18 protein-coding genes are annotated in these 18,441 nt (G+C 57.1%); 11 read left to right on the forward strand and 7 right to left on the reverse strand.

Going from position 1 to position 18,441, the window contains the following annotated elements; translation table 11 throughout:
* Complete coding sequence (locus URZ40_RS01260; protein ID WP_163329133.1) at positions 1–1,176, reverse strand: efflux RND transporter periplasmic adaptor subunit; 1,176 nt, start codon at positions 1,174–1,176, stop codon at positions 1–3.
* Between the two features lie 333 nt (positions 1,177–1,509).
* Between URZ40_RS01260 and URZ40_RS01265 the strand changes: the two genes are divergently transcribed.
* Together URZ40_RS01265 and URZ40_RS01270 are read left to right on the forward strand one after the other, a co-directional pair.
* On the forward strand, positions 1,510–1,863 hold the full coding sequence (locus URZ40_RS01265) for a helix-turn-helix domain-containing protein (protein WP_116340230.1): 354 nt from the start codon (positions 1,510–1,512) through the stop codon (positions 1,861–1,863).
* A gap of 69 nt (positions 1,864–1,932) precedes the next feature.
* Positions 1,933–2,250 carry a YebG family protein gene (locus tag URZ40_RS01270; protein ID WP_116340232.1) on the forward strand — a complete coding sequence of 106 codons (318 nt, stop codon included), beginning with the start codon at positions 1,933–1,935 and terminating at the stop codon, positions 2,248–2,250.
* An 81-nt stretch (positions 2,251–2,331) separates the two neighbouring features.
* On the opposite strand, the gene catA is transcribed toward URZ40_RS01270, so the two are convergent.
* Positions 2,332–3,009, reverse strand: a complete 678-nt coding sequence (gene catA / locus URZ40_RS01275; protein WP_320719626.1) for a type A chloramphenicol O-acetyltransferase — start codon at positions 3,007–3,009, stop codon at positions 2,332–2,334.
* 114 nt (positions 3,010–3,123) lie between these two features.
* Positions 3,124–4,008 (reverse strand): LysR family transcriptional regulator, encoded by an 885-nt coding sequence (locus URZ40_RS01280; protein WP_320719627.1) that lies wholly within the window; start codon positions 4,006–4,008, stop codon positions 3,124–3,126.
* A gap of 114 nt (positions 4,009–4,122) precedes the next feature.
* Between URZ40_RS01280 and URZ40_RS01285 the strand changes: the two genes are divergently transcribed.
* The 8 genes from URZ40_RS01285 (at position 4,123) to clcB (ending at position 12,539) form a co-directional block, all read left to right on the forward strand.
* Positions 4,123–5,250 carry an alpha/beta hydrolase gene (locus URZ40_RS01285; RefSeq protein ID WP_320719628.1) on the forward strand — a complete coding sequence of 376 codons (1,128 nt, stop codon included), beginning with the start codon at positions 4,123–4,125 and terminating at the stop codon, positions 5,248–5,250.
* 48 nt (positions 5,251–5,298) lie between these two features.
* A complete protein-coding gene (locus URZ40_RS01290; protein WP_320719629.1) occupies positions 5,299–6,483 on the forward strand; it encodes an MFS transporter in 1,185 nt (394 codons plus the stop codon).
* A gap of 197 nt (positions 6,484–6,680) precedes the next feature.
* The gene (locus URZ40_RS01295; protein WP_320719664.1) at positions 6,681–7,424 is read left to right on the forward strand and encodes a YoaK family protein; all 744 of its coding nucleotides are present in this window, start codon (positions 6,681–6,683) and stop codon (positions 7,422–7,424) included.
* A gap of 269 nt (positions 7,425–7,693) precedes the next feature.
* Positions 7,694–8,404: an osmoprotectant ABC transporter permease OsmY gene (gene osmY / locus URZ40_RS01300; protein ID WP_116340238.1), complete on the forward strand. Its 711-nt coding sequence runs from the start codon at positions 7,694–7,696 to the stop codon at positions 8,402–8,404.
* Positions 8,405–8,422: 18 nt separating this feature from the next.
* On the forward strand, positions 8,423–9,322 hold the full coding sequence (gene osmX, locus URZ40_RS01305; RefSeq protein ID WP_320719630.1) for an osmoprotectant ABC transporter substrate-binding protein OsmX: 900 nt from the start codon (positions 8,423–8,425) through the stop codon (positions 9,320–9,322).
* A gap of 8 nt (positions 9,323–9,330) precedes the next feature.
* Positions 9,331–9,978 (forward strand): osmoprotectant ABC transporter permease OsmW, encoded by a 648-nt coding sequence (osmW, locus tag URZ40_RS01310; protein ID WP_316379023.1) that lies wholly within the window; start codon positions 9,331–9,333, stop codon positions 9,976–9,978.
* Positions 9,978–11,126 carry an osmoprotectant ABC transporter ATP-binding protein OsmV gene (gene osmV / locus URZ40_RS01315; RefSeq protein ID WP_320719631.1) on the forward strand — a complete coding sequence of 383 codons (1,149 nt, stop codon included), beginning with the start codon at positions 9,978–9,980 and terminating at the stop codon, positions 11,124–11,126. Before osmW ends, osmV begins: the two co-directional genes overlap by 1 nt.
* Before the next feature lie 102 nt (positions 11,127–11,228).
* Positions 11,229–12,539, forward strand: a complete 1,311-nt coding sequence (gene clcB, locus URZ40_RS01320; RefSeq protein ID WP_320719632.1) for a voltage-gated ClC-type chloride channel ClcB — start codon at positions 11,229–11,231, stop codon at positions 12,537–12,539.
* Here clcB and bioD read toward each other — a convergent pair.
* The 3 genes from bioD to URZ40_RS01335 all read right to left on the reverse strand — a co-directional run bounded on the left by bioD (position 12,474) and on the right by URZ40_RS01335 (position 15,546).
* Positions 12,474–13,169, reverse strand: a complete 696-nt coding sequence (bioD, locus tag URZ40_RS01325) for a dethiobiotin synthase (protein ID WP_116340249.1) — start codon at positions 13,167–13,169, stop codon at positions 12,474–12,476. The genes clcB and bioD overlap by 66 nt on opposite strands.
* Positions 13,170–13,299: 130 nt before the next feature.
* Complete coding sequence (mlc, locus tag URZ40_RS01330) at positions 13,300–14,520, reverse strand: sugar metabolism global transcriptional regulator Mlc (RefSeq protein ID WP_045401244.1); 1,221 nt, start codon at positions 14,518–14,520, stop codon at positions 13,300–13,302.
* Positions 14,521–14,649: 129 nt separating this feature from the next.
* Positions 14,650–15,546: a LysR family transcriptional regulator gene (locus URZ40_RS01335; RefSeq protein ID WP_116340251.1), complete on the reverse strand. Its 897-nt coding sequence runs from the start codon at positions 15,544–15,546 to the stop codon at positions 14,650–14,652.
* Between the two features lie 121 nt (positions 15,547–15,667).
* On the opposite strand from URZ40_RS01335, the gene URZ40_RS01340 reads away from it, so the two are divergent.
* Complete coding sequence (locus URZ40_RS01340) at positions 15,668–16,921, forward strand: MFS transporter (RefSeq protein WP_320719633.1); 1,254 nt, start codon at positions 15,668–15,670, stop codon at positions 16,919–16,921.
* A 74-nt stretch (positions 16,922–16,995) separates the two neighbouring features.
* Here URZ40_RS01340 and URZ40_RS01345 read toward each other — a convergent pair whose 3' ends face one another.
* Positions 16,996–18,387, reverse strand: a complete 1,392-nt coding sequence (locus URZ40_RS01345) for an APC family permease (protein WP_116340255.1) — start codon at positions 18,385–18,387, stop codon at positions 16,996–16,998.
* Positions 18,388–18,441: the final 54 nt, after the last annotated feature.

Here is an 18,441-nt window from a genome sequence, read left to right on the forward strand (position 1 = left end):
TCAGTTGAGGGCGGCGCTGGCGGTCATGGCGACGGTTTTCGCGTTCACCGGCATACCCGGCATAAACACTTTTTGTAAACCGTCGACGATGACTTTATCGCCAGGTTTCAGCCCCTGCTGCACGATGCGTAAACCGTCGGCCAGACGCCCCGGCGTAATATCGCGACGCTGCGCTTTGCCCTCTTTATCCACGATATAGACATACTTGCGATCCTGGTCAGTCAGCACCGCTTTGTCGTCGATAAGCATCGCCTGGAATTCTGCGCTGCCCGGCAGGCGAACGCGGGCAAAAAGTCCCGGCGTGAACTGGCGCTGCGCGTTATCCAGCAGCGCGCGCATGCGGATCGTACCGGTACTCGGCGTGAGCTGATTATCCAGGAAGTCCACTTTACCCTGATGGGGGTAGCCCTCCTCGCCGGCAAGGCCGATCTCAACCGGTAGCGCCGTATGATGGCTGGACGCCCCCTGCCCGCTGCGCGCCAGATTTTGATAGTGAAGATAGGTTGACTCATCCACGTCAAAGTAGACGTAAACCGTCTTCTGCGAGACCAGCGTGGTGAGCACACTGGCGCTGTCGCCCGCGGAGACCAGATTGCCGCTGGTGATTAACGCCCGGCTGGCGCGGCCATCAATAGGTGCCGTCACTTTGGTAAAGTCGAGATTCAGCTGCGCGGCGTCGACCGCAGCCTGGGCTGCGCGAATATCGGCCTGTGCCTGGATGGCGGCCGAACGGCGCTGCTCCCACTCTTCACGGGATACCAGGTTGGTATTGATTAATTTATCGGTACGGTTAGCCTCGCTTCGCGCCAGGCTGGCCTGCGTTTTGGCCCTTTCCAGCGTCGCCTGCGCCTGCTCCAGCGCGGCGCGATAGGTTCGGTCATCAATCGTGAACAGCACCTCGCCCTTTTTCACTTCCTGGCCGTCGGTGAAATTCACTTTGTCGATGTAGCCAGAGACGCGGGGACGAAGCTGCACGCTTTCCACAGCTTCAATCCGGCCGTTAAAGCTATCCCACTGGCTAATGGATTTAACAACCACGTCAGCAGCATTGACGGCGGGCGCGGGCGGCGCGGCGTTTTGCGCGACGCTGTCATCACATCCGACAAGCAGCACGGAGAGCAGCATCGCTCCCAGCGCATTCAGATGATAGTTTCCCCAGGTTTTTTGCAGGCTCATTATTTTTATTCCGATAATTGTAGCCGCCGGGCAAGACGCAGCGGGAGGCGCTGCGCCACTTCCTTTGTCCGGGCTGGCTTAAGGCCATTTGTGTCGTTCATCGCCACAAAACTGTAACAGTTTCGAATACACTATCGCGGCGATTGTAGGAATGCGCCTAACTAAGTGCAAGAATAATTGTTGCACTTTATGTGCTATTTGCGTCGACGATAAAAGGCCCGTTTCGGGCAAGGATTTAAATGCAACAATAAAACTTGCAATTACCGTAAAACCAGGCCACCTTAAAGTGCAACAGACAAAGATACTTTTCTATCGCTGCGTGGGGGAAACCTGATGAACACTGGCGCATTTATGCATGATTTACTCGACTGGATCGATAACAACCTCGACAGTCGCCTGGACATTGAGACCGTCTCCAGACGCTCCGGCTATTCGAAATGGCACCTCCAGCGCCTGTTCAAAGAGCACACGGGCTACCCCCTCGCCGGATATATTCGCGCGCAAAAGCTGCAAAAATCGGTTGAACGCTTAGCCCACAGCGATGAGCCTATTCTGAACGTGGCAATCGCGCTCGGTTTTGACTCTCAGCAGTCCTTCAACCGCAGCTTTAAGCGTCAATACGGCCAGGCTCCGGGCGCATGGCGACGCAGTATCGGCAGCCGTGAAACCCAGCCGATGCACCAGTAGTTCACTTTTTACTGCAACATCATCCCGGATCTGTTATACTGTATATAAATACAGTATGAGAGGTGCGTGATGGCTGTTGAAATAAAATATGTTGTCGTAAGAAAAGGTGAAGAGAAAATGACATTTGCCAGTAAGAAAGAGGCTGACGCTCACGACAAGCTGCTCGATATGGCAGACGCGTTCACCGACTGGCTGTTGCAAAGCGGAATGCAGATGGATGAAAACCAGGCTGAAGATCTTGGTCTGTATCTCGCCGAGCAGAAAGAGACCGTGCAGCATATTCTGCGCACCAGCAAGCTCCCTGCTCCCGATGCCCCAACGGCTGACGATAAAGCCGAGCCAGCTGAAGCTGACAGTAAAAAAATCAGAGCGGTAAAAGCTGCCTGATCGCCACATTGTCACCGAGCCTGACGCCGTAAGCAGCATGCTGCTTGCGGCTTTTTTTTATTAACGTCAGCGCCTGGCGCATCACGCGCCGGATTGCGCCGAGTGGCGCGGCAAGGCATCGATCATCGCCTGTAGCTCATTGTACAGTCTTGCCACATGGAAACCATCGCACACGGAATGATGAACCTGAACGGCGAGGGGCAATAATACTTTTCCATCTTGTTCGTAGTATTTTCCAAGCGTAAACATAGGGGCAAAAAAGTTCTTCATGTGTGCAACGTTGACGTTAAAGCTGGTAAAACTTACCCAGGGAATACCTGATATAAAAAAGATATTCTCCCGGGATTCTTCTTTAGGCCAATAAGCAAGATTATTACCGTAGCGTGCAATGTCTTCAGTATAGGTGTTCTGGAAGTGCTGAATATTGCCATCGTAATGGCTCCATAATGATGAAAAGGTCTCTGTTTCATTATGGAAAATGGTATAGTTTGGATGGACTTCGTTCCATATAATAAGCTCATTGTCCTTCATAGCCATACGGAACTCCGGATGACTGTTAACGATTTTCGAAATGAGAAAAATAATAGTCGGGTAAAATTTCCAGCCAACCGCTTTGATATGTTTTAACAGCGCAGTAATATCAATTAAAACCGTCTGATTAAATGTCGATTGAGCAAAGCCCTGAAATATCTCAAAATGTTCTTTCCTTGCCCAACGAGATAAGTCAACGGACGTATATTTCGGGAGTGTTTTTTTCATTTTTTAACTCTTAATGAGCCATTACATATCTGATGTTAGCCTAATTTTTTTTCATCAATCAAGCAATCAGACGTCCGTGGAGACAATGTCGCCGAATAACCGCTATCGCAGTAATCAAATTTTCAGCGTATCAATCACCGCTCTCAGCGCGGGCGACACGTTGCGGTGCGGGTAATAGAGATACAGTCCATCCATGCGCAGGCTGTAGCGTTGTAATACCCGGATAAGCGTTCCTCGCTCCAGATCGTCAACCACCAGCTCCAGCGGGACATAGGCCAGCCCCAGCCCCAGCCGGGCGGCTTCGGCTTCCATATAGCTGTCCGACAGCGCCCACTGCCCTTCTGGCCGATGGGTGATTTTTTTCCCGTCCTGAACCAACTCCCATTGATAATCACTGCCATCGGCAAACTGATAGGCAATACAGGGATGAGCCGCCAAATCGGCTGGCGTCTGGGGAAAACCGTAGCGCCTGAAGTGTCCCGGGGCGGCCACGACGGCCATTTCCATGTCAGGCGTGATGCGCACCGCAATCATCCCCAGCCCCACCTCCGGCCCCAGCCTTACTCCGGCATCAAACCGCTCGGTGATAATGTCAACGAAGCGGCTTTCATTCATCAGCTCCAGCCGGATATCCGGGTAACGCTGTTTAAAGATGGCTAGCTTTGGCAGCAGACATTTGTCGATGGCGTGCTGACTGGCGTTGATGCGCACCGTACCTGACGGCGTTTGACGATAATGTGCCAGGGTCGCCAGGCCCGAATCGAGCGAATCGAATGCGGATCCGGCGGTCTGATAGAGCTGTTCCCCGGCGTGGGTGAGTGACAGCTTGCGCGTGGTGCGAACAAGAAGCTGGACGCCCAGCCGCTCCTCCAGCTCGCGAACCGAGCGGCTGATGCCGGACTGCGCCAGCCCGAGCCGTTGCGCAGCCGCCGTGAAGCTCCCCTCCCGCACCACCTGCATAAACAGGTACAGCTCATTATAGTTTTCTCGCTTCGCCATCCTGCCCGCCAATTCATAACAATATGATATTAATCCTAGCACGTTTTAGCCTCTAATCAGCACTATTCCTGCTAACTATAATGACCGCAACACAACAGCACAGGGGATCTTTTCATGAAAACATTCACCCAAAAATTGTCCGTTGCGATGCTGCTTTGCGCATCATTAAGTGGAGTGACAACAATGAGTTATGCAGAAAACACCAACCCAAACGCGCCTGTTTCGATGGTCACCGCCTGGGATAAAACCTTCGCCGAGAGCGACAAGGTCAACCACCGCAAGGTGTCCTTCCAGAACCGCTACGGAATTACCCTCATAGGCGATCTTTATCTTCCTAAAAACCGCGGCGACGGTAAGCTGGCGGCGATTGCCGTCAGCGGGCCATTCGGCGCGGTCAAAGAGCAGTCCAGCGGCCTCTATGCGCAGACTCTGGCGGAAAAAGGATTTGTGACCCTGGCGTTCGACCCGTCCTATACGGGCGAAAGTGGCGGCCAGCCGCGCAACGTCGCGTCTCCGGACATCAACACCGAAGACTTTAGCGCCGCGGTAGATTTCCTGGGACAGCAGAAAGAGGTCGACCGTAACCGAATCGGTATTCTTGGCATCTGCGGCTGGGGCGGTATGGCGCTGAATGCGGCATCCATGGATACGCGCGTGAAAGCCGTCGCAACCAGTGTAATGTATGACATGAGCCGGGCGATGGGTCACGGCGTGGGCGACGGGAAAGATCGTTATTCAGCGGCGGATCGCCATGCTGTGCTGCAATACCTGAACGAGCAGCGCTGGAAGGATGCCGAGAGCGGCACCTTTGCGCAGGGTGGCCATGACATTTATGTTGACGAGAACGGCAAAGTGACCGCGGCCAAGCGTATTCTGCCAGAAGCCTTGCCTGCCGCTCCGCATCCGGTTCTGAAAGAGTTTTACGATTACTACCGCATGCCGCGCGGCTTCCATGCGCGTTCCGTTAACTCAACCGGCGCATGGACTGCGACGATGCCGCTCTCGTTCATGAACATGCCGCTCCTGAGTTATGCCGGGGAGATCGCTATCCCGACGCTTATCGTCACCGGTGAAAAAGCACACTCCCGCTATTTCGCCGAAGATGCGTTTAAAGCAGTCGGCAGCAAGCAGAAAGAGCTGGTGATTGTCCCGGGCGCAAACCATGTCGATCTCTACGACAATGCTGCCGGGAAGATCCCGTTTGCTCAGTTTGAACAGTTCTTCAAAACCAGCCTGAAATAACCCCCTCTGCCGCCCGTTTTGCCGGGCGGTCCTGCGCGAAATCTGACTATGTCCACATTAAACCACGCTACCTCACAGCATGAGGAACCTGCGTACTGGGGCGGTATTTTTGCCATGACCCTCTGCGTATTCGTCCTGATTGCCTCAGAATTTATGCCCGTAAGCCTGCTCACCCCGCTTGCCGGAGATTTAGGTGTTACGGAGGGGCTTGCAGGCCAGGGTATTGCCATCTCCGGCGCGCTGGCGGTACTGACCAGCCTCTTCCTCTCCCGGCTTGCCGGGAATATGAATCGTAAACACCTTCTGCTGGGCATGACGATACTGATGGCTCTCTCGGGGCTGATTATTGCCTTTGCACCGAACTATCCGACGTATATGACTGGCCGCGCGCTGATCGGCATCGCCATCGGCGGGTTCTGGTCCATGTCTGCGGCAACGGCTATTCGTCTTGTTCCCTCGCATCAGGTCACTCGCGCGCTGGCTATTTTCAACGGTGGTAACGCGCTGGCAACGGTGGTCGCCGCCCCGCTTGGCAGCTACCTGGGGGCCACCATCGGCTGGCGCGGCGCCTTTCTTTGCCTGGTGCCCGTGGCGGTAGCGGCATTTATCTGGCAGTGTTTTAGCCTGCCGGATATGAACGGGCGTAAAAACGGTGCGTCAGGCGACAGCGTCTTTCGGCTGTTCCGCCAGCCCGTCATTTCCGTCGGTCTGATGGCCTGCGGCCTGTTCTTTATGGGGCAGTTTACGTTGTTTACCTACGTACGCCCTTTTCTTGAGACCGTCACGCACGTCAGCGCCTCCGGGCTGTCGCTGATTTTGCTCACCATCGGGATTGCCGGTTTTGTTGGCACCCTGCTCGTTGCGCTGGTCCTGAACGCGGCGTTTTACCTTACGTTGATATCCATTCCACTGCTGATGGCCGCCATCGCTGGCGCGTTGATTCTGACCGGGCACAGCGTGTGGATTGTTGCCCTGCTGTCAGGCCTGTGGGGAATGCTGGCGACGGCGGCACCGACGGGCTGGTGGACGTGGATCGCCCGAACACTGCCGGAGAGTGCCGAAGCGGGCGGGGGGTTGATGGTCGCGGTGATCCAGCTCGCCATTGCGCTGGGTTCAACGGCGGGCGGTATAGCGTTCGATCGTCTCGGCTGGCAGAGCACGTTTGCCCTGAGTGGAATATTGCTCCTCAGTGCGGTCGTGCTGACGTTTATGCTTTCACGTCTCCACCGATAACGCGGCGGGGATAAAGGGAGCGGAAATAACGGTAGAGTTTTAATTATTCACATCCACACCTTGAGCAAGGATATTTTATTTAATTACTAAACCCTGATTGGCGTCAGAGGGAATAATAATTAAGCCATATCCTGGACAGCCCGTTGCACCGCTTTGCTAGCCTGACTATTCAGGCAAAGCTCAACCCGGAGGTATTCTTGCTGATTAGACTCAAGAAAGAACGAACGCATAAGGAGGATCGCCGGCTTGCTCTCTGGCTGGCGACCTCGGCAGGTTTACTGAACGCCATCGCCCTTGGGGCGTTTGGCTTCTTCCCCTCTCACATGACCGGCAACACCTCACAATTATCCAGCGAAGTCTCCTCCACCGATCTGAGCGATATCATTTTCTTTGGCTCGATCATTCTCTCCTTTGTTGCAGGTGCAATCCTTGCGCGTCTCATTGTGTTATGGGGGATTATCCATAATATCCGGCTGGTTTTTTGCCAAATCCTATTCGTCGAGGGGATATTATTGACCGGCGTATCTCTCTACGAAATGTATTTCCACGCCCTCACGAGCAACCGCGAGATTATTATTTTCCTGTGCAGCCTGATGGGCATTCATAATTCGACCTCGACGCAGCTCTCCGGAGGGCGGGTAAGATCGACGCACATTACCGGCACCCTGACGGATGCGGGAATATCACTGGCCTCCGTGCTGGTGGCGATGCTTCGCAGGGATTACTCGAAGGATACCGCAGCGCAAAAAAGTCAGCTCAAGACCCACTTAACCACCCTTTTCTCGTTTATTACGGGCGGTATCGCGGGGCTGCTGCTGTTCAGGTGGATTGGGTTTAACGCCATGCTGGCGCTGGGGCTGATGCTCGCGATTGTTGCCATTTTTTCTATCATTAGCATCTCGGTTCGCGTTCGCCGGGTTCGTGCCTCCCTCTGTAAATAACGATGACATCGGCGTAAGGGCCCTGTATTTTGTGACACTGTCACTTGTGCAAATTCGCTTTAGGACTATTCTGCCTGGCACGCAACCAGCCCTTACGCCGTAAGGCTTTAATTAAGGTTGTCACTAATTTCATAGGGTTACTGATTTTCCCCCTTCGCTGGAACCCTTCCCAAACGCTTGCTATAGCTCAATTACCCCTGCCGAAACATGGCATAACAACAGGCAACCGGTGGTTGCTATAACGCATGCGCACAGGGAGACACACCGCAATGCACCCATTACTCAAACGTTCACTGCTGTTTGTCGGCGCCATTATCGTGGTCCTCGCCCTCCTCGTCTGGGGTATTGGGCTTGAGACAATCAAGGCGCGACAGGTTGACCTGATTTACCTCGGGCAACAGCACATGATTCTGGTTTTCTCCTCGATGTTTTTTGCCCTGCTGGTGGGCATTCCGGCCGGGATTCTGCTGAGCCGCCCGGCCGCGCGGGGCGTCGCCGAATATGTGATGCAGATCTTCAACGTCGGCAACACCCTGCCCCCGCTGGCGGTGCTGGCGCTGGCGATGGTGGTGATTGGCATCGGCGATACGCCTGCCATCATCGCCCTGTTCCTCGCCTCGCTGCTGCCGATAGTGCGCAATACCTACGCCGGGCTGTGCTCGGTCCCTGCGTCGCTGCTGGAAGCGGCAAACGGGATTGGGATGACCAAATGGCAGCGCCTGCGCCAGGTTGAGCTGCCCAACGCATGGCCGGTCATGCTCTCGGGGATCCGCATCGCCACGGCCATTAACGTCGGTACCGCGCCGCTGGCCTTCCTGATTGGCGCCAGCAGCTACGGCGAGCTGATTTTCCCGGGCATTTACCTGAACGATTTCCCGACCCTGATCCTCGGCGCGGCGGCCACCGCTCTGTTCGCCCTGATCCTCGACACCCTGCTGGCCGCGCTGGGTCGCGTGATGAGCCCCCATCTCGCTCGATAACAATAACAAGGAGCTTCTATGAGACTGTTTTCCAGCCTGACGGCGCTGTGTGCCGCGGCGCTGTTCACCAGCCAGGCGATGGCAGCCCCGCTGATTCTGGCGACCAAGAGCTTTACCGAGCAGCACATTCTCTCGGCGATGACCGTGCAGTACCTGCAAAAAAAAGGCTTCCAGGTTCAGCCAAAAACCAATATCGCCACGGTGATCTCCCGCAACGCGATGATCAACAAGCAGATTGATATGACGTGGGAGTACACCGGTACGTCGCTGATCATCTTCAACCACATCAATAAGCGCATGTCGCCTCAGGAATCTTACGAGACGGTGAAGCGCCTCGACGCGAAGCACGGTCTGGTCTGGCTCAACCCCGCCGACATGAACAACACCTATGCCTTCGCCATGCAGCGCAAGCGCGCCGAGGCGGAGCATATCAACACCATGTCGGAGATGGTGGCGAAGATTGAGCAGATCCGTAAAACCAACCCGGACAAAAACTGGCTGCTGGGCTTAGACCTGGAGTTTGCCGGGCGCAGCGACGGCATGAAGCCCCTGCAGGAGGCCTATAAGCTGGATCTGGACCGCCCGCAAATCCGCCAGATGGACCCCGGCCTGGTCTATAACGCGGTGCGCGACGGCTTCGTTGACGCCGGCCTGGTATACACCACCGACGGGCGCGTGAAAGGATTCGACCTGAAGGTGCTTGAGGATGATAAAGGCTTCTTCCCGAGCTACGCGGTCACCCCGGTGGTGCGTAAGGACACCCTGGAGGCCAATCCCGGTCTGGAAGAGGCGCTCAATACCCTCTCTGCCCAGCTCAACAACGACGTTATTACCGAGCTGAACAAAAAGGTGGATATCGACCATCAGTCACCGCAGCAGGTCGCCCGCGATTTCCTGCGTAGCAAACAGCTGCTGTAGGAGGCGCTATGGATACCGTTCACTACATTCTGGACAACTGGGACTATCTGTTAACCCTGACGCTGCAGCATCTGTGGCTGGTGGCGCTGGCCGTGGGCTTAGCGATTCTCATCGGCGTCCCGCTGGGCATTCTGATTGTCCGCCACAGGTGGCTGGCGACGCCGGTGCTGGGGATAGCCACCATCGTGCTGACCATTCCGTCTATCGCGCTGTTTGGCCTGATGATCCCGCTGTTTTCGCTGATCGGTCAGGGGATTGGCGCCCTGCCCGCCATCACGGCGGTGTTTCTTTACTCGCTGCTGCCGATTGTGCGTAACACCCACACGGCGCTCGACAGCCTGCCGCCGGGCCTGCGCGAAGCCGGACGCGGCATTGGCATGACGTTCTGGCAGCGTCTGCGCTGGGTGGAAATTCCGATGGCGCTGCCGGTGATTTTCGGCGGGATCCGCACCGCCGTGGTGATGAACATCGGCGTGATGGCAATCGCCGCCGTGATTGGCGCGGGCGGTCTGGGCCTGCTGCTGCTTAACGGCATCGGCGGAAGCGATATTCGCATGCTGATTGCGGGCGCGTTGATGATTTGTCTTTTAGCGATTGTACTCGACTGGCTGCTGCACCGTCTGCAGGTGGTTCTGACTCCGAAGGGGATTCGATAATGATAAAACTGGAAAACCTCACCAAACAATTTTCACAGAAGCACGGCCAGACCTTTAAGGCCGTCGATAACGTCAACCTGAACGTGCCTGAAGGGGAAATGTGCGTCCTGCTCGGCCCGTCCGGCTGCGGGAAAACCACCACCCTGAAGATGATTAACCGCCTCATCACCCCAAGCAGCGGGAACATCCTGATTAACGGCGAGGACACCAGCGGGATGGACACCGTGACATTACGCCGCAACATCGGCTACGTGATCCAGCAGATTGGCCTGTTCCCGAACATGACCATTGAAGAGAACATCACCGTCGTGCCGCGCATGCTGGGCTGGGATAAAGCGCGCTGCAAAACCCGCGCCGAAGAGCTGATGGACATGGTGGCGATGGATCCGCACAAGTTCCTTCACCGCTATCCGCGCGAGATGTCCGGCGGCCAGCAGCAGCGTATCGGCGTCATCCGCGCCCTGGCGGCGGATCCTCCGGTACTGCTGATGGATGAACCGTTCGGCGCGGTGGACCCGATCAACCGCGAGGTGATCCAGAACCAGTTTCTGGAAATGCAGCGCAAGCTGAAAAAAACCGTCATGCTTGTGAGCCACGATATCGACGAAGCTCTGAAGCTCGGCGACCGTATTGCGGTGTTCCGTCAGGGGAAAATCGTGCAGTGCGCCAGCCCGGATGAACTGCTGGCGAAACCGGCGAATGAGTTTATCGGCTCGTTTGTCGGTCAGGACCGTACGCTGAAGCGCCTGCTGCTGGTCTCCGCGGGAGACGTCACCGACCAGCAGCCGACCATTACGGTGCGGGGCTCTACTCCGCTTCCCGAAGCTTTTGCGACCATGGATGATAATGATATTCGTGCCGTTACGGTGGTCGACGAGCACGGCAAACCGCTGGGCTTTGTGAAGCGTCGCGAAGCGCGTAACGCCAGCGGCACCTGTGCCGACATCCTGCATCCGTTCCGCATGACCGGCAAGGCCGAGGACAACCTGCGCGTGGTGCTTTCCCGTCTGTATGAGAGTAATACCAGCTGGATGCCGATCGTGGATGAGGACGGGCGCTATAACGGCGAGATTTCGCAGGACTATATTGCCGAGTACCTGAGCTCCGGGCGTACGCGTCGGGCGCTGAATATTCATAGCGACAGCTAACCTTTCTGGCCGGGCATCGCCCGGCTTTTTCGCACGCAGACCTTTTGCTAACCCCGCGTTTTCCCGCCACAATATCGTATCGTTCCCGTTAAAACGCGACCCATGCAACGTCTTCATACCTACCCCGACATCCGCGCGATGTTTCGCCGACTGCTGATTGCCACCGTAACTGGCGTGCTGGCCGCGCTGGCCGTTGCGGCGTTCCGCCACAGCATGTACCTGCTGGAGTGGCTGCTTCTGAGCAACGACAGCGGCAGCCTGGTGAATGCCGCCGCGTCGCTTTCACCCTGGCGACGCGCGCTAACACCTGCGCTTGGAGGGCTGACTGCCGGACTGCTGCTCTGGGGATGGCAGCGCCTGACCGCCCAGCGTCCCCACGCCCCGACCGATTATATGGAAGCGCTGGAGACCGGCGACGGTCAGTTTGACTACGGCGCCAGCCTCGTTAAATCCCTTGCTTCGCTGCTGGTCGTTGCCAGCGGAAGCGCCATCGGCCGGGAAGGTGCGATGATCCTGCTTGCCGCCCTCGCCGCCTCCTTTTTCGCCCGTCGTTTTACGCCCAAATCGGAATGGAAGCTCTGGATCGCCTGTGGCGCCGCCGCCGGGATGGCCAGCGCCTACCATGCACCGTTAGCCGGAAGCCTGTTCATCGCTGAGATTCTGTTTGGCACGCTGATGCTGGCCTCGCTCGGTCCGGTGGTGATTGCGGCGGTGGTGGCGCTTCTCACCACGCAGCTTCTGGCTCCGGGCGCCGGTACGCTCTACGTGGTCCATCTGAGCGGCATTCTCACCGCGGCCGATTATGCCCTGCTGGTCGCCATGGGCCTGCTGGCGGGTCTCTGCGGGCCACTGCTGATGTGGCTGATGGCCTTCAGCCACGGACTTTTCCTGCGCCTCAGGCTTTCGCCACCGTGGCAGCTGGCGCTCGGCGGCTTGATCGTCGGGCTGTTGTCTCTCATGACGCCGAAGGTGTGGGGGAATGGCTACAGCGTGGTTCAGGCTTTTCTGCTCGCCCCGCCGCTGCTGTCGGTGATTGCCGGGGTGTTCATCTGTAAGCTGCTGGCGGTACTGGCGAGCAGCGGTTCGGGCGCGCCGGGCGGGGTGTTTACGCCCACGCTGTTTGTCGGCATGGCAACGGGGATGCTGTTCGCGCAGCTGTTCGCACTATGGCTGCCGGGCTCTGAGACGGCGATTCTGCTGGGGCTGGCAGGAATGGCAACGCTACTTGCCGCGACCACGCATGCGCCCATTATGTCGGCGCTGATGGTCAGTGAAATGACCGGGCAATATTTTTTACTGCCCGGTTTATTGGTCGCCTGCGTGATGGCGTCCGTGCTGTCGCGGACGTTACGCCACGACTCGATCTACGGTCAACACGCCACCGAGGGCAGAGAGATCGATGTACTGCGCTAGCTCGCGCTGCTCGGCGCGTGGCAGATAAGGCAGCTCGCCCACCAGCGGGCCAGGCAGCTTGGTGCTCAGCACGTCGATGATTTCAGCGTAGTGCGCGAGGCCCGGATTAATGCGGTTTGCCACCCAGCCAATCAGCGGCAGGCCGTCATTGGCAATCGCCTGCGCCGTCAGCAGCGCATGGTTGATGCACCCTTCCTGAATACCCACTACCATCACCACCGGCAGTTGCTCCTGCACGACCCATTCGGAGAGCGGGCGCAGGTCATTCATCAGGCTGCGCCAGCCGCCCGTCCCTTCCACCACCACGTGATCAACCTGCTCGCTCAGGTTCGCCAGCCCGTCGGACAACAGGGAGTAGTTAATCAGGCCGCTGTGCGCCACGCTGCTCTCCTCTTCGCTTAACGCAATGGGATTGACCGCGTGATAAGGCAGTTCCAGCGACGAGACGCTTTGCAGCACCAGGGCGTCTTTATTACGTAATCCCTCTGGCGTCTCTTTACTCCCTTTTGCGACCGGTTTGAACCCTGCAACGCGTCTACCGCTTGCTGCCAGCGCCTGCAGCAATGCGCGGGATACGACGGTCTTGCCGACAGAGGTATCTGTACCAGTAACAAAGAAACGCTTAAGCATGACTCACTCCACCTCTTGGGTATGCTTCGAAAATATAAACCAGGTAAATAATTCAGTGGAGGAAGTCTACGGGATGCGTGCGCTACCCGGCTTGAGATAGCGCAATTTTTCTTACATCAGCGGAAAAGAGTTAACCCTGTAACAGGCGGATAAGCAGCGAGCCGTTATACATGGCATCTTTGACCAGCGCCGCGCCGGCCATCGTGCCCTGGTTGGAAAACTGGGTGCTTTCTACCGCAATATTTTTGCTGTAGGCGGGAAGCGACTGCTGCTGAATACAGGCCGTAATCGCCGGAAAAAGGATCTCCGCCGCCTGGCTGAGCGGTGAGCCAATCAGGATTTTTTGCGGGTTAAAGAGGTTCACCATGATAGCCAGAATGCGGCCAACGTTATTCCCCACTCCGGTAATGATGTCCTTCGCCAGCAGATCGCCCTGGCGCGCGGCGGCGCAGAGGGAGTCCACCGTTAAGGGCTGGCCGTGCAGCGAGGAGCTCATGGACTGACTGAGCCGGACCTGCGCCAGTTCCAGCACGCTTTCCACGCTGGCAATCGTCTCCAGACAACCGTGATTCCCGCAGTAGCAGCGCTTACCGTACGGGTCGACCTGGGTGTGGCCGATTTCCACCAGGCTGCTGCTTCCGGCGTGGAGAAGACGACCGTCGGTGATCACCCCCGCCCCGACGTTATGGTCAATGACCACCTGAATGACATCCCGCGCACCGCGAGACGCGCCAAACAGCGCTTCCGCCATCGTCCAGGCGCTAATGTCGTGCTGAATATAGACTGGCACGCCGGTATGGTTTTTCAGCACCTCACCCAGCGGCATCTCTTTGACGTCGTCGTAAAACGGCATGCGGTGCACAATGCCGTTTTCGGTATCAATAATTCCCGGCATGGTGATGGCAATCGCCGTCAGGCGCTCAAGCCGCTGCTGATGGCGGATAAAGAAGCGATCGATGTGCGAGACAATCGCGTCAAGGAGCGGCTCCTCGGCATTGAGCGGTAGCTCAAGCCGGTCTTCCACCACCAGCTTGCTGCTGAGATCGCGCAGCGCAAGGAAGATCTCTCCGCGGCTAATGCGCAGTGAGAGGTAGTGCCAGGCTTCCGTCTCAACTACCAGCCCGACCGCCGGACGGCCACGGCTGCCCGGCTCCTGAATTTCCGTCTCCTGAACCAGGTGCGCTTCCAGCATTTCGCGGACAATCTTGGTGATACTGGCAGGTGCCAGCTGTGCCAGGCGCGACAGATCGATACGCGAAACCGGACCAAGCTGATCAATCAGGCGATACACCGCGCCAGCATTGGTCTGCTTAATCTGATCAATATGCCCTGGCTGACTATCAGCAACCACCTCGTACTCCCTTATTTTCGAGCTTCGAAATAAACTATTGGCTATGGTGAAGCACTTCCATGGGTGTCGTCAAATATTTACTTAGCCATGTGATTTACCGCACATTTTTACCCGTTTTCCCGGGAAAAATCAGGCTGCGGAGGCCTGGATTAACTGCTGTTTGAAGCGCTGCGCAGCATGACTCTGTTCGCGATGTTTTGACCACACCAGCCACATCTCCGAAACGGCATCCTCTTCGGCAATGGCAACCCAGCGCATTTCGCGCAGCTGTACCCGCTTAAAGGAGGCCGGGAGTATCGACACGCCCAGCCCGGCGGCGACCAGGCCAATAATGGTCATCGCCTCTCCCACTTCCTGGGTAATGACCGGCGCCAGATCGTAGCGGCGCATCAGCCCCAGAATATCATCATACAGACCCGTTCCGACCTGCGGGTCAAAAAAGACAAACGGCTCTTTTGCTAGTTCTGCCAGCGAGACCGCCGGACGCGACGCCAGCGGGTGATCGAGCGGGATCATGGCCATTAGCGGTTCGCGCAGGATCACCTCCCACGCCAGCGTGTCCGGCAGCTGGGTATTACGCATCAGCCCCAGATCGAGCGCACCTTCATTCAGCGGCGCAATCTGCTCGCGGGTATTAATTTCGCGCGTCTGAATATGCACATCCGGAAAATGACGGCGGAATGACGAGAGCGTCTGCGAGACGGCGCTGATAAACGGCGCGGACGAGGTAAACCCGATTCGCAGCTCTCCGGCTTCCCCGAGATAAAGCCGTTCCGCCCGGGCGGCGGCGTCATCGACCATGCTCAGGATTTGTCGGCTGTCGATCAGAAACTGCTTCCCCGCCGCCGTCAGGCTCACGCTGCGGTTGGTGCGGGCCAGAAGGCGCGCCCCGACCTGCTGTTCCAGGATCTGAATCTGCTGGCTTAAGGGTGGCTGAGAGATATTCAGCCGCGCCGCCGCGCGACCAAAATGCAGCTCCTCAGCGACGGCGACAAAGTAGCGAAGATGACGCAGCTCGATATTCATATTTTTAAGGTATCATTTGAGATTATTAATATATTAGACAGAATATTTACATTTTCCTACCCTGAACAGGTGGTCATACCCGTCACCAGAAATCACGGGGATGTTTAAGCAAGGAAACTGTGTGAGTCGTACAACTACTATTGATATCGATCCGGCAAGAGATATCAATGATTTACCCGCAGCACCGCAGCCGGTCCAGTTCATTAAACGTGGTACCCCCCAGTTTATGCGCGTCACGCTGGCGCTCTTCTCCGCCGGTCTGGCAACATTTGCCCTGCTCTATTGCGTTCAGCCGATCCTGCCCGTTCTCTCGCACGAGTTTGGCGTATCGCCTGCCAGCAGCAGCGTTTCACTCTCTGTTTCTACCGGCATGCTGGCGATTGGCCTGCTCTTTACCGGGCCGCTGTCCGACGCCATTGGCCGTAAACCGGTGATGGTAACCGCCCTGATGCTGGCCTCGGTCTGCACGTTACTCTCGACCATGATGACCAGCTGGCACGGTATTCTGGTAATGCGCGCGCTGATTGGACTCTCGCTCAGCGGCGTAGCGGCGGTCGGGATGACCTACCTCAGCGAGGAGATCCACCCGAGCGTCGTTGCCTTCTCTATGGGGCTCTACATCAGCGGGAACTCGATTGGCGGCATGAGCGGACGCCTGCTGAGCGGGGTCTTCACGGACTTCTTTAGCTGGCGTATTGCGCTGGCGGTAATCGGGTGTTTTGCGCTGGCATCAGCCCTGATGTTCTGGAAAATCCTGCCGGAATCGCGCCATTTCCGCCCGACCTCTCTGCGGCCGAAAACGCTGTTTATCAACTTCCGCCTGCACTGGCGCGACAAAGGTTTACCGCGACTATTTCTGATGGGATTCCTGCTGATGGGCTCCTTCGTGACGCTGTTTAACTATATTGGCTATCGCCTGATGCTCTCGCCGTGGCATCTGAACCAGGCCGTTGTAGGTTTGCTTTCCGTGGCCTATCTCACCGGCACGTGGAGCTCGCCGAAAGCCGGGGCGATGACCGCGCGCTTCGGCCGCGGCCCGGTCATGCTGTTCTTCACGGTGGTGATGCTGGTCGGCCTGCTGCTGACGCTCTTCACCTCCCTGTGGCTGATTTTTGCCGGAATGCTGCTCTTCTCCGCAGGATTCTTCGCCGCACACTCGGTCGCCAGCAGCTGGATTGGCCCGCGCGCGCGTCGCGCCAAAGGGCAGGCATCGTCGCTGTATCTGTTTAGCTATTACCTGGGTTCCAGCATCGCCGGGACCCTCGGGGGCGTGTTCTGGCATCACTACGGCTGGAACGGCGTGGGCGGGTTTATCGCGCTGATGCTGTGCGCTGCGCTGCTGGTGGGAGCAAGTCTTCATAAACGTCTGAGATAGTAAGCCTGCGGGCTGATGCCCGGTAGATGAGCGATCCCGATAAACGGCACCAGCGTACTGGTGCCGTTTCACGTTCAGGAATCCCAGGCCTGCTCTATCTTACCGGCTTCAAACTGCGGAGGTGGTTTGCGGAAACGGCGCGTTAGCCATGCCAGGTAAAGGACCCCCAGCGCCGCCCAGATGAGGCCAAGCGTCAGGGACGTCGCTTCGAGGTTTATCCACAGCACGCCGACCGTTACGGCACCAATGAGTGGCAGCAGGAAATAGTGGAACCGATCTTTCCACGTTTTGTTCAGCCCCTTACGCCGCCAGAAATGGTTGTACACCGAGAGATTAACAAACGTAAATGCCACCAGCGCGCCAAAGTTGATCAGCGCCGTCGCGGTCACGAGATCAAAGTAAAGGGCCGACAGTGCCACTATCCCTACCATAATGACGTTCAGAGCCGGAGTCCGCCATTTCGGATGCACATAGCCAAACACCCGCTCCGGAAAGACGTTGTCACGCCCCATCACATACAACAAGCGTGAGACGCTGGCGTGCGAGGCCAGGCCTGAAGCGAGCGTATTCACAAACGTGGTACACAGAAACACCGACTGGAAGAGCTTGCCGCCTACGTACAGCGCAATTTCCGGCAGCGCGGCGTCCGGGTTCTTGAAACGCGCGATCGTCGGGAAAAAGAGCTGCATGAAAAACGAGGCAACAATGAATATCAGCCCGCCATACAGTGCAGTCAGGAAAATGGCTTTGGGAATCACCCGCGCCGCGTTTGGCGTCTCTTCCGACAGCGTGGTGACCGCGTCAAAGCCGAGGAAAGAGAAGCAGACGATAGTCGCGCCGGTAATAATCGGGATCAGGTGGGCGTTCTCGCTGATAAACGGCTGCAGCGACCAGACGGTGCCGACGCCCTCACCCTTGTGCAGGCCATGCACCACGAGTATGACAAACACCACCATGATGGCGATCTGCACCAGCACAAACAGGGTGTTAAAGTTGGCGACCAAATTAACGCTCTTCAGGTTCGCCAGCGTCAGGATCGTCACAAACCCCACCACCCAGACCCACGGAGGGACTTCCGGGAACAACGCGGAAAGGTAGATCTTCGCCAGCAGCACGTTGATCATCGGCAGGAAGAGATAGTCCAGCAGCGATGACCAGCCGACCATAAAGCCCAGGTGGGGTCCGATCGATTTCTGCGTGTAGGTATACGCAGAGCCCGCTTCCGGGAACTGACGCACCAGTTTGCCGTAGCTGATGGCGGTAAACATGACGCCCGCCAGTGCCAGGAGATACGAGGCGGGCACGTGGCCATTGCTGATACCGGACACAATGCCGAAGGTATCAAACACGGTCATGGGGGTGAGGTAAGCCAGGCCCATCATGACCACCTGCCAGAGCTTGAGGGAACTGCGCAGCCGGGTTCTTCCGGCCATGCCCGGCGAATCAAGAGAGGTGTTAGTCGCCATAAACCGTCCCCCCCATGCTTACCGTGGTTTGCAATCGCGTTGTCCTTAACGCAA

The organism is Enterobacter sp. 296B2 (assembly GCF_034106185.1).
GTDB classification, from domain to species: domain Bacteria; phylum Pseudomonadota; class Gammaproteobacteria; order Enterobacterales; family Enterobacteriaceae; genus Enterobacter; species Enterobacter cloacae_N.

What these genes read in the sequence shown, in the direction of transcription:
- URZ40_RS01260 (WP_163329133.1), bottom strand. Translation starts at nt 1,176, where the DNA reads ATGAGCCTGCAAAAAACCTGGGGAAACTATCATCTGAATGCGCTGGGA.
- URZ40_RS01265 (WP_116340230.1), top strand. Translation starts at nt 1,510, where the DNA reads ATGAACACTGGCGCATTTATGCATGATTTACTCGACTGGATCGATAAC.
- URZ40_RS01270 (WP_116340232.1), top strand. Translation starts at nt 1,933, where the DNA reads ATGGCTGTTGAAATAAAATATGTTGTCGTAAGAAAAGGTGAAGAGAAA.
- catA (WP_320719626.1), bottom strand. Translation starts at nt 3,009, where the DNA reads ATGAAAAAAACACTCCCGAAATATACGTCCGTTGACTTATCTCGTTGG.
- URZ40_RS01280 (WP_320719627.1), bottom strand. Translation starts at nt 4,008, where the DNA reads ATGGCGAAGCGAGAAAACTATAATGAGCTGTACCTGTTTATGCAGGTG.
- URZ40_RS01285 (WP_320719628.1), top strand. Translation starts at nt 4,123, where the DNA reads ATGAAAACATTCACCCAAAAATTGTCCGTTGCGATGCTGCTTTGCGCA.
- URZ40_RS01290 (WP_320719629.1), top strand. Translation starts at nt 5,299, where the DNA reads ATGTCCACATTAAACCACGCTACCTCACAGCATGAGGAACCTGCGTAC.
- osmY (WP_116340238.1), top strand. Translation starts at nt 7,694, where the DNA reads ATGCACCCATTACTCAAACGTTCACTGCTGTTTGTCGGCGCCATTATC.
- osmX (WP_320719630.1), top strand. Translation starts at nt 8,423, where the DNA reads ATGAGACTGTTTTCCAGCCTGACGGCGCTGTGTGCCGCGGCGCTGTTC.
- osmW (WP_316379023.1), top strand. Translation starts at nt 9,331, where the DNA reads ATGGATACCGTTCACTACATTCTGGACAACTGGGACTATCTGTTAACC.
- osmV (WP_320719631.1), top strand. Translation starts at nt 9,978, where the DNA reads ATGATAAAACTGGAAAACCTCACCAAACAATTTTCACAGAAGCACGGC.
- clcB (WP_320719632.1), top strand. Translation starts at nt 11,229, where the DNA reads ATGCAACGTCTTCATACCTACCCCGACATCCGCGCGATGTTTCGCCGA.
- bioD (WP_116340249.1), bottom strand. Translation starts at nt 13,169, where the DNA reads ATGCTTAAGCGTTTCTTTGTTACTGGTACAGATACCTCTGTCGGCAAG.
- URZ40_RS01335 (WP_116340251.1), bottom strand. Translation starts at nt 15,546, where the DNA reads ATGAATATCGAGCTGCGTCATCTTCGCTACTTTGTCGCCGTCGCTGAG.
- URZ40_RS01345 (WP_116340255.1), bottom strand. Translation starts at nt 18,387, where the DNA reads ATGGCGACTAACACCTCTCTTGATTCGCCGGGCATGGCCGGAAGAACC.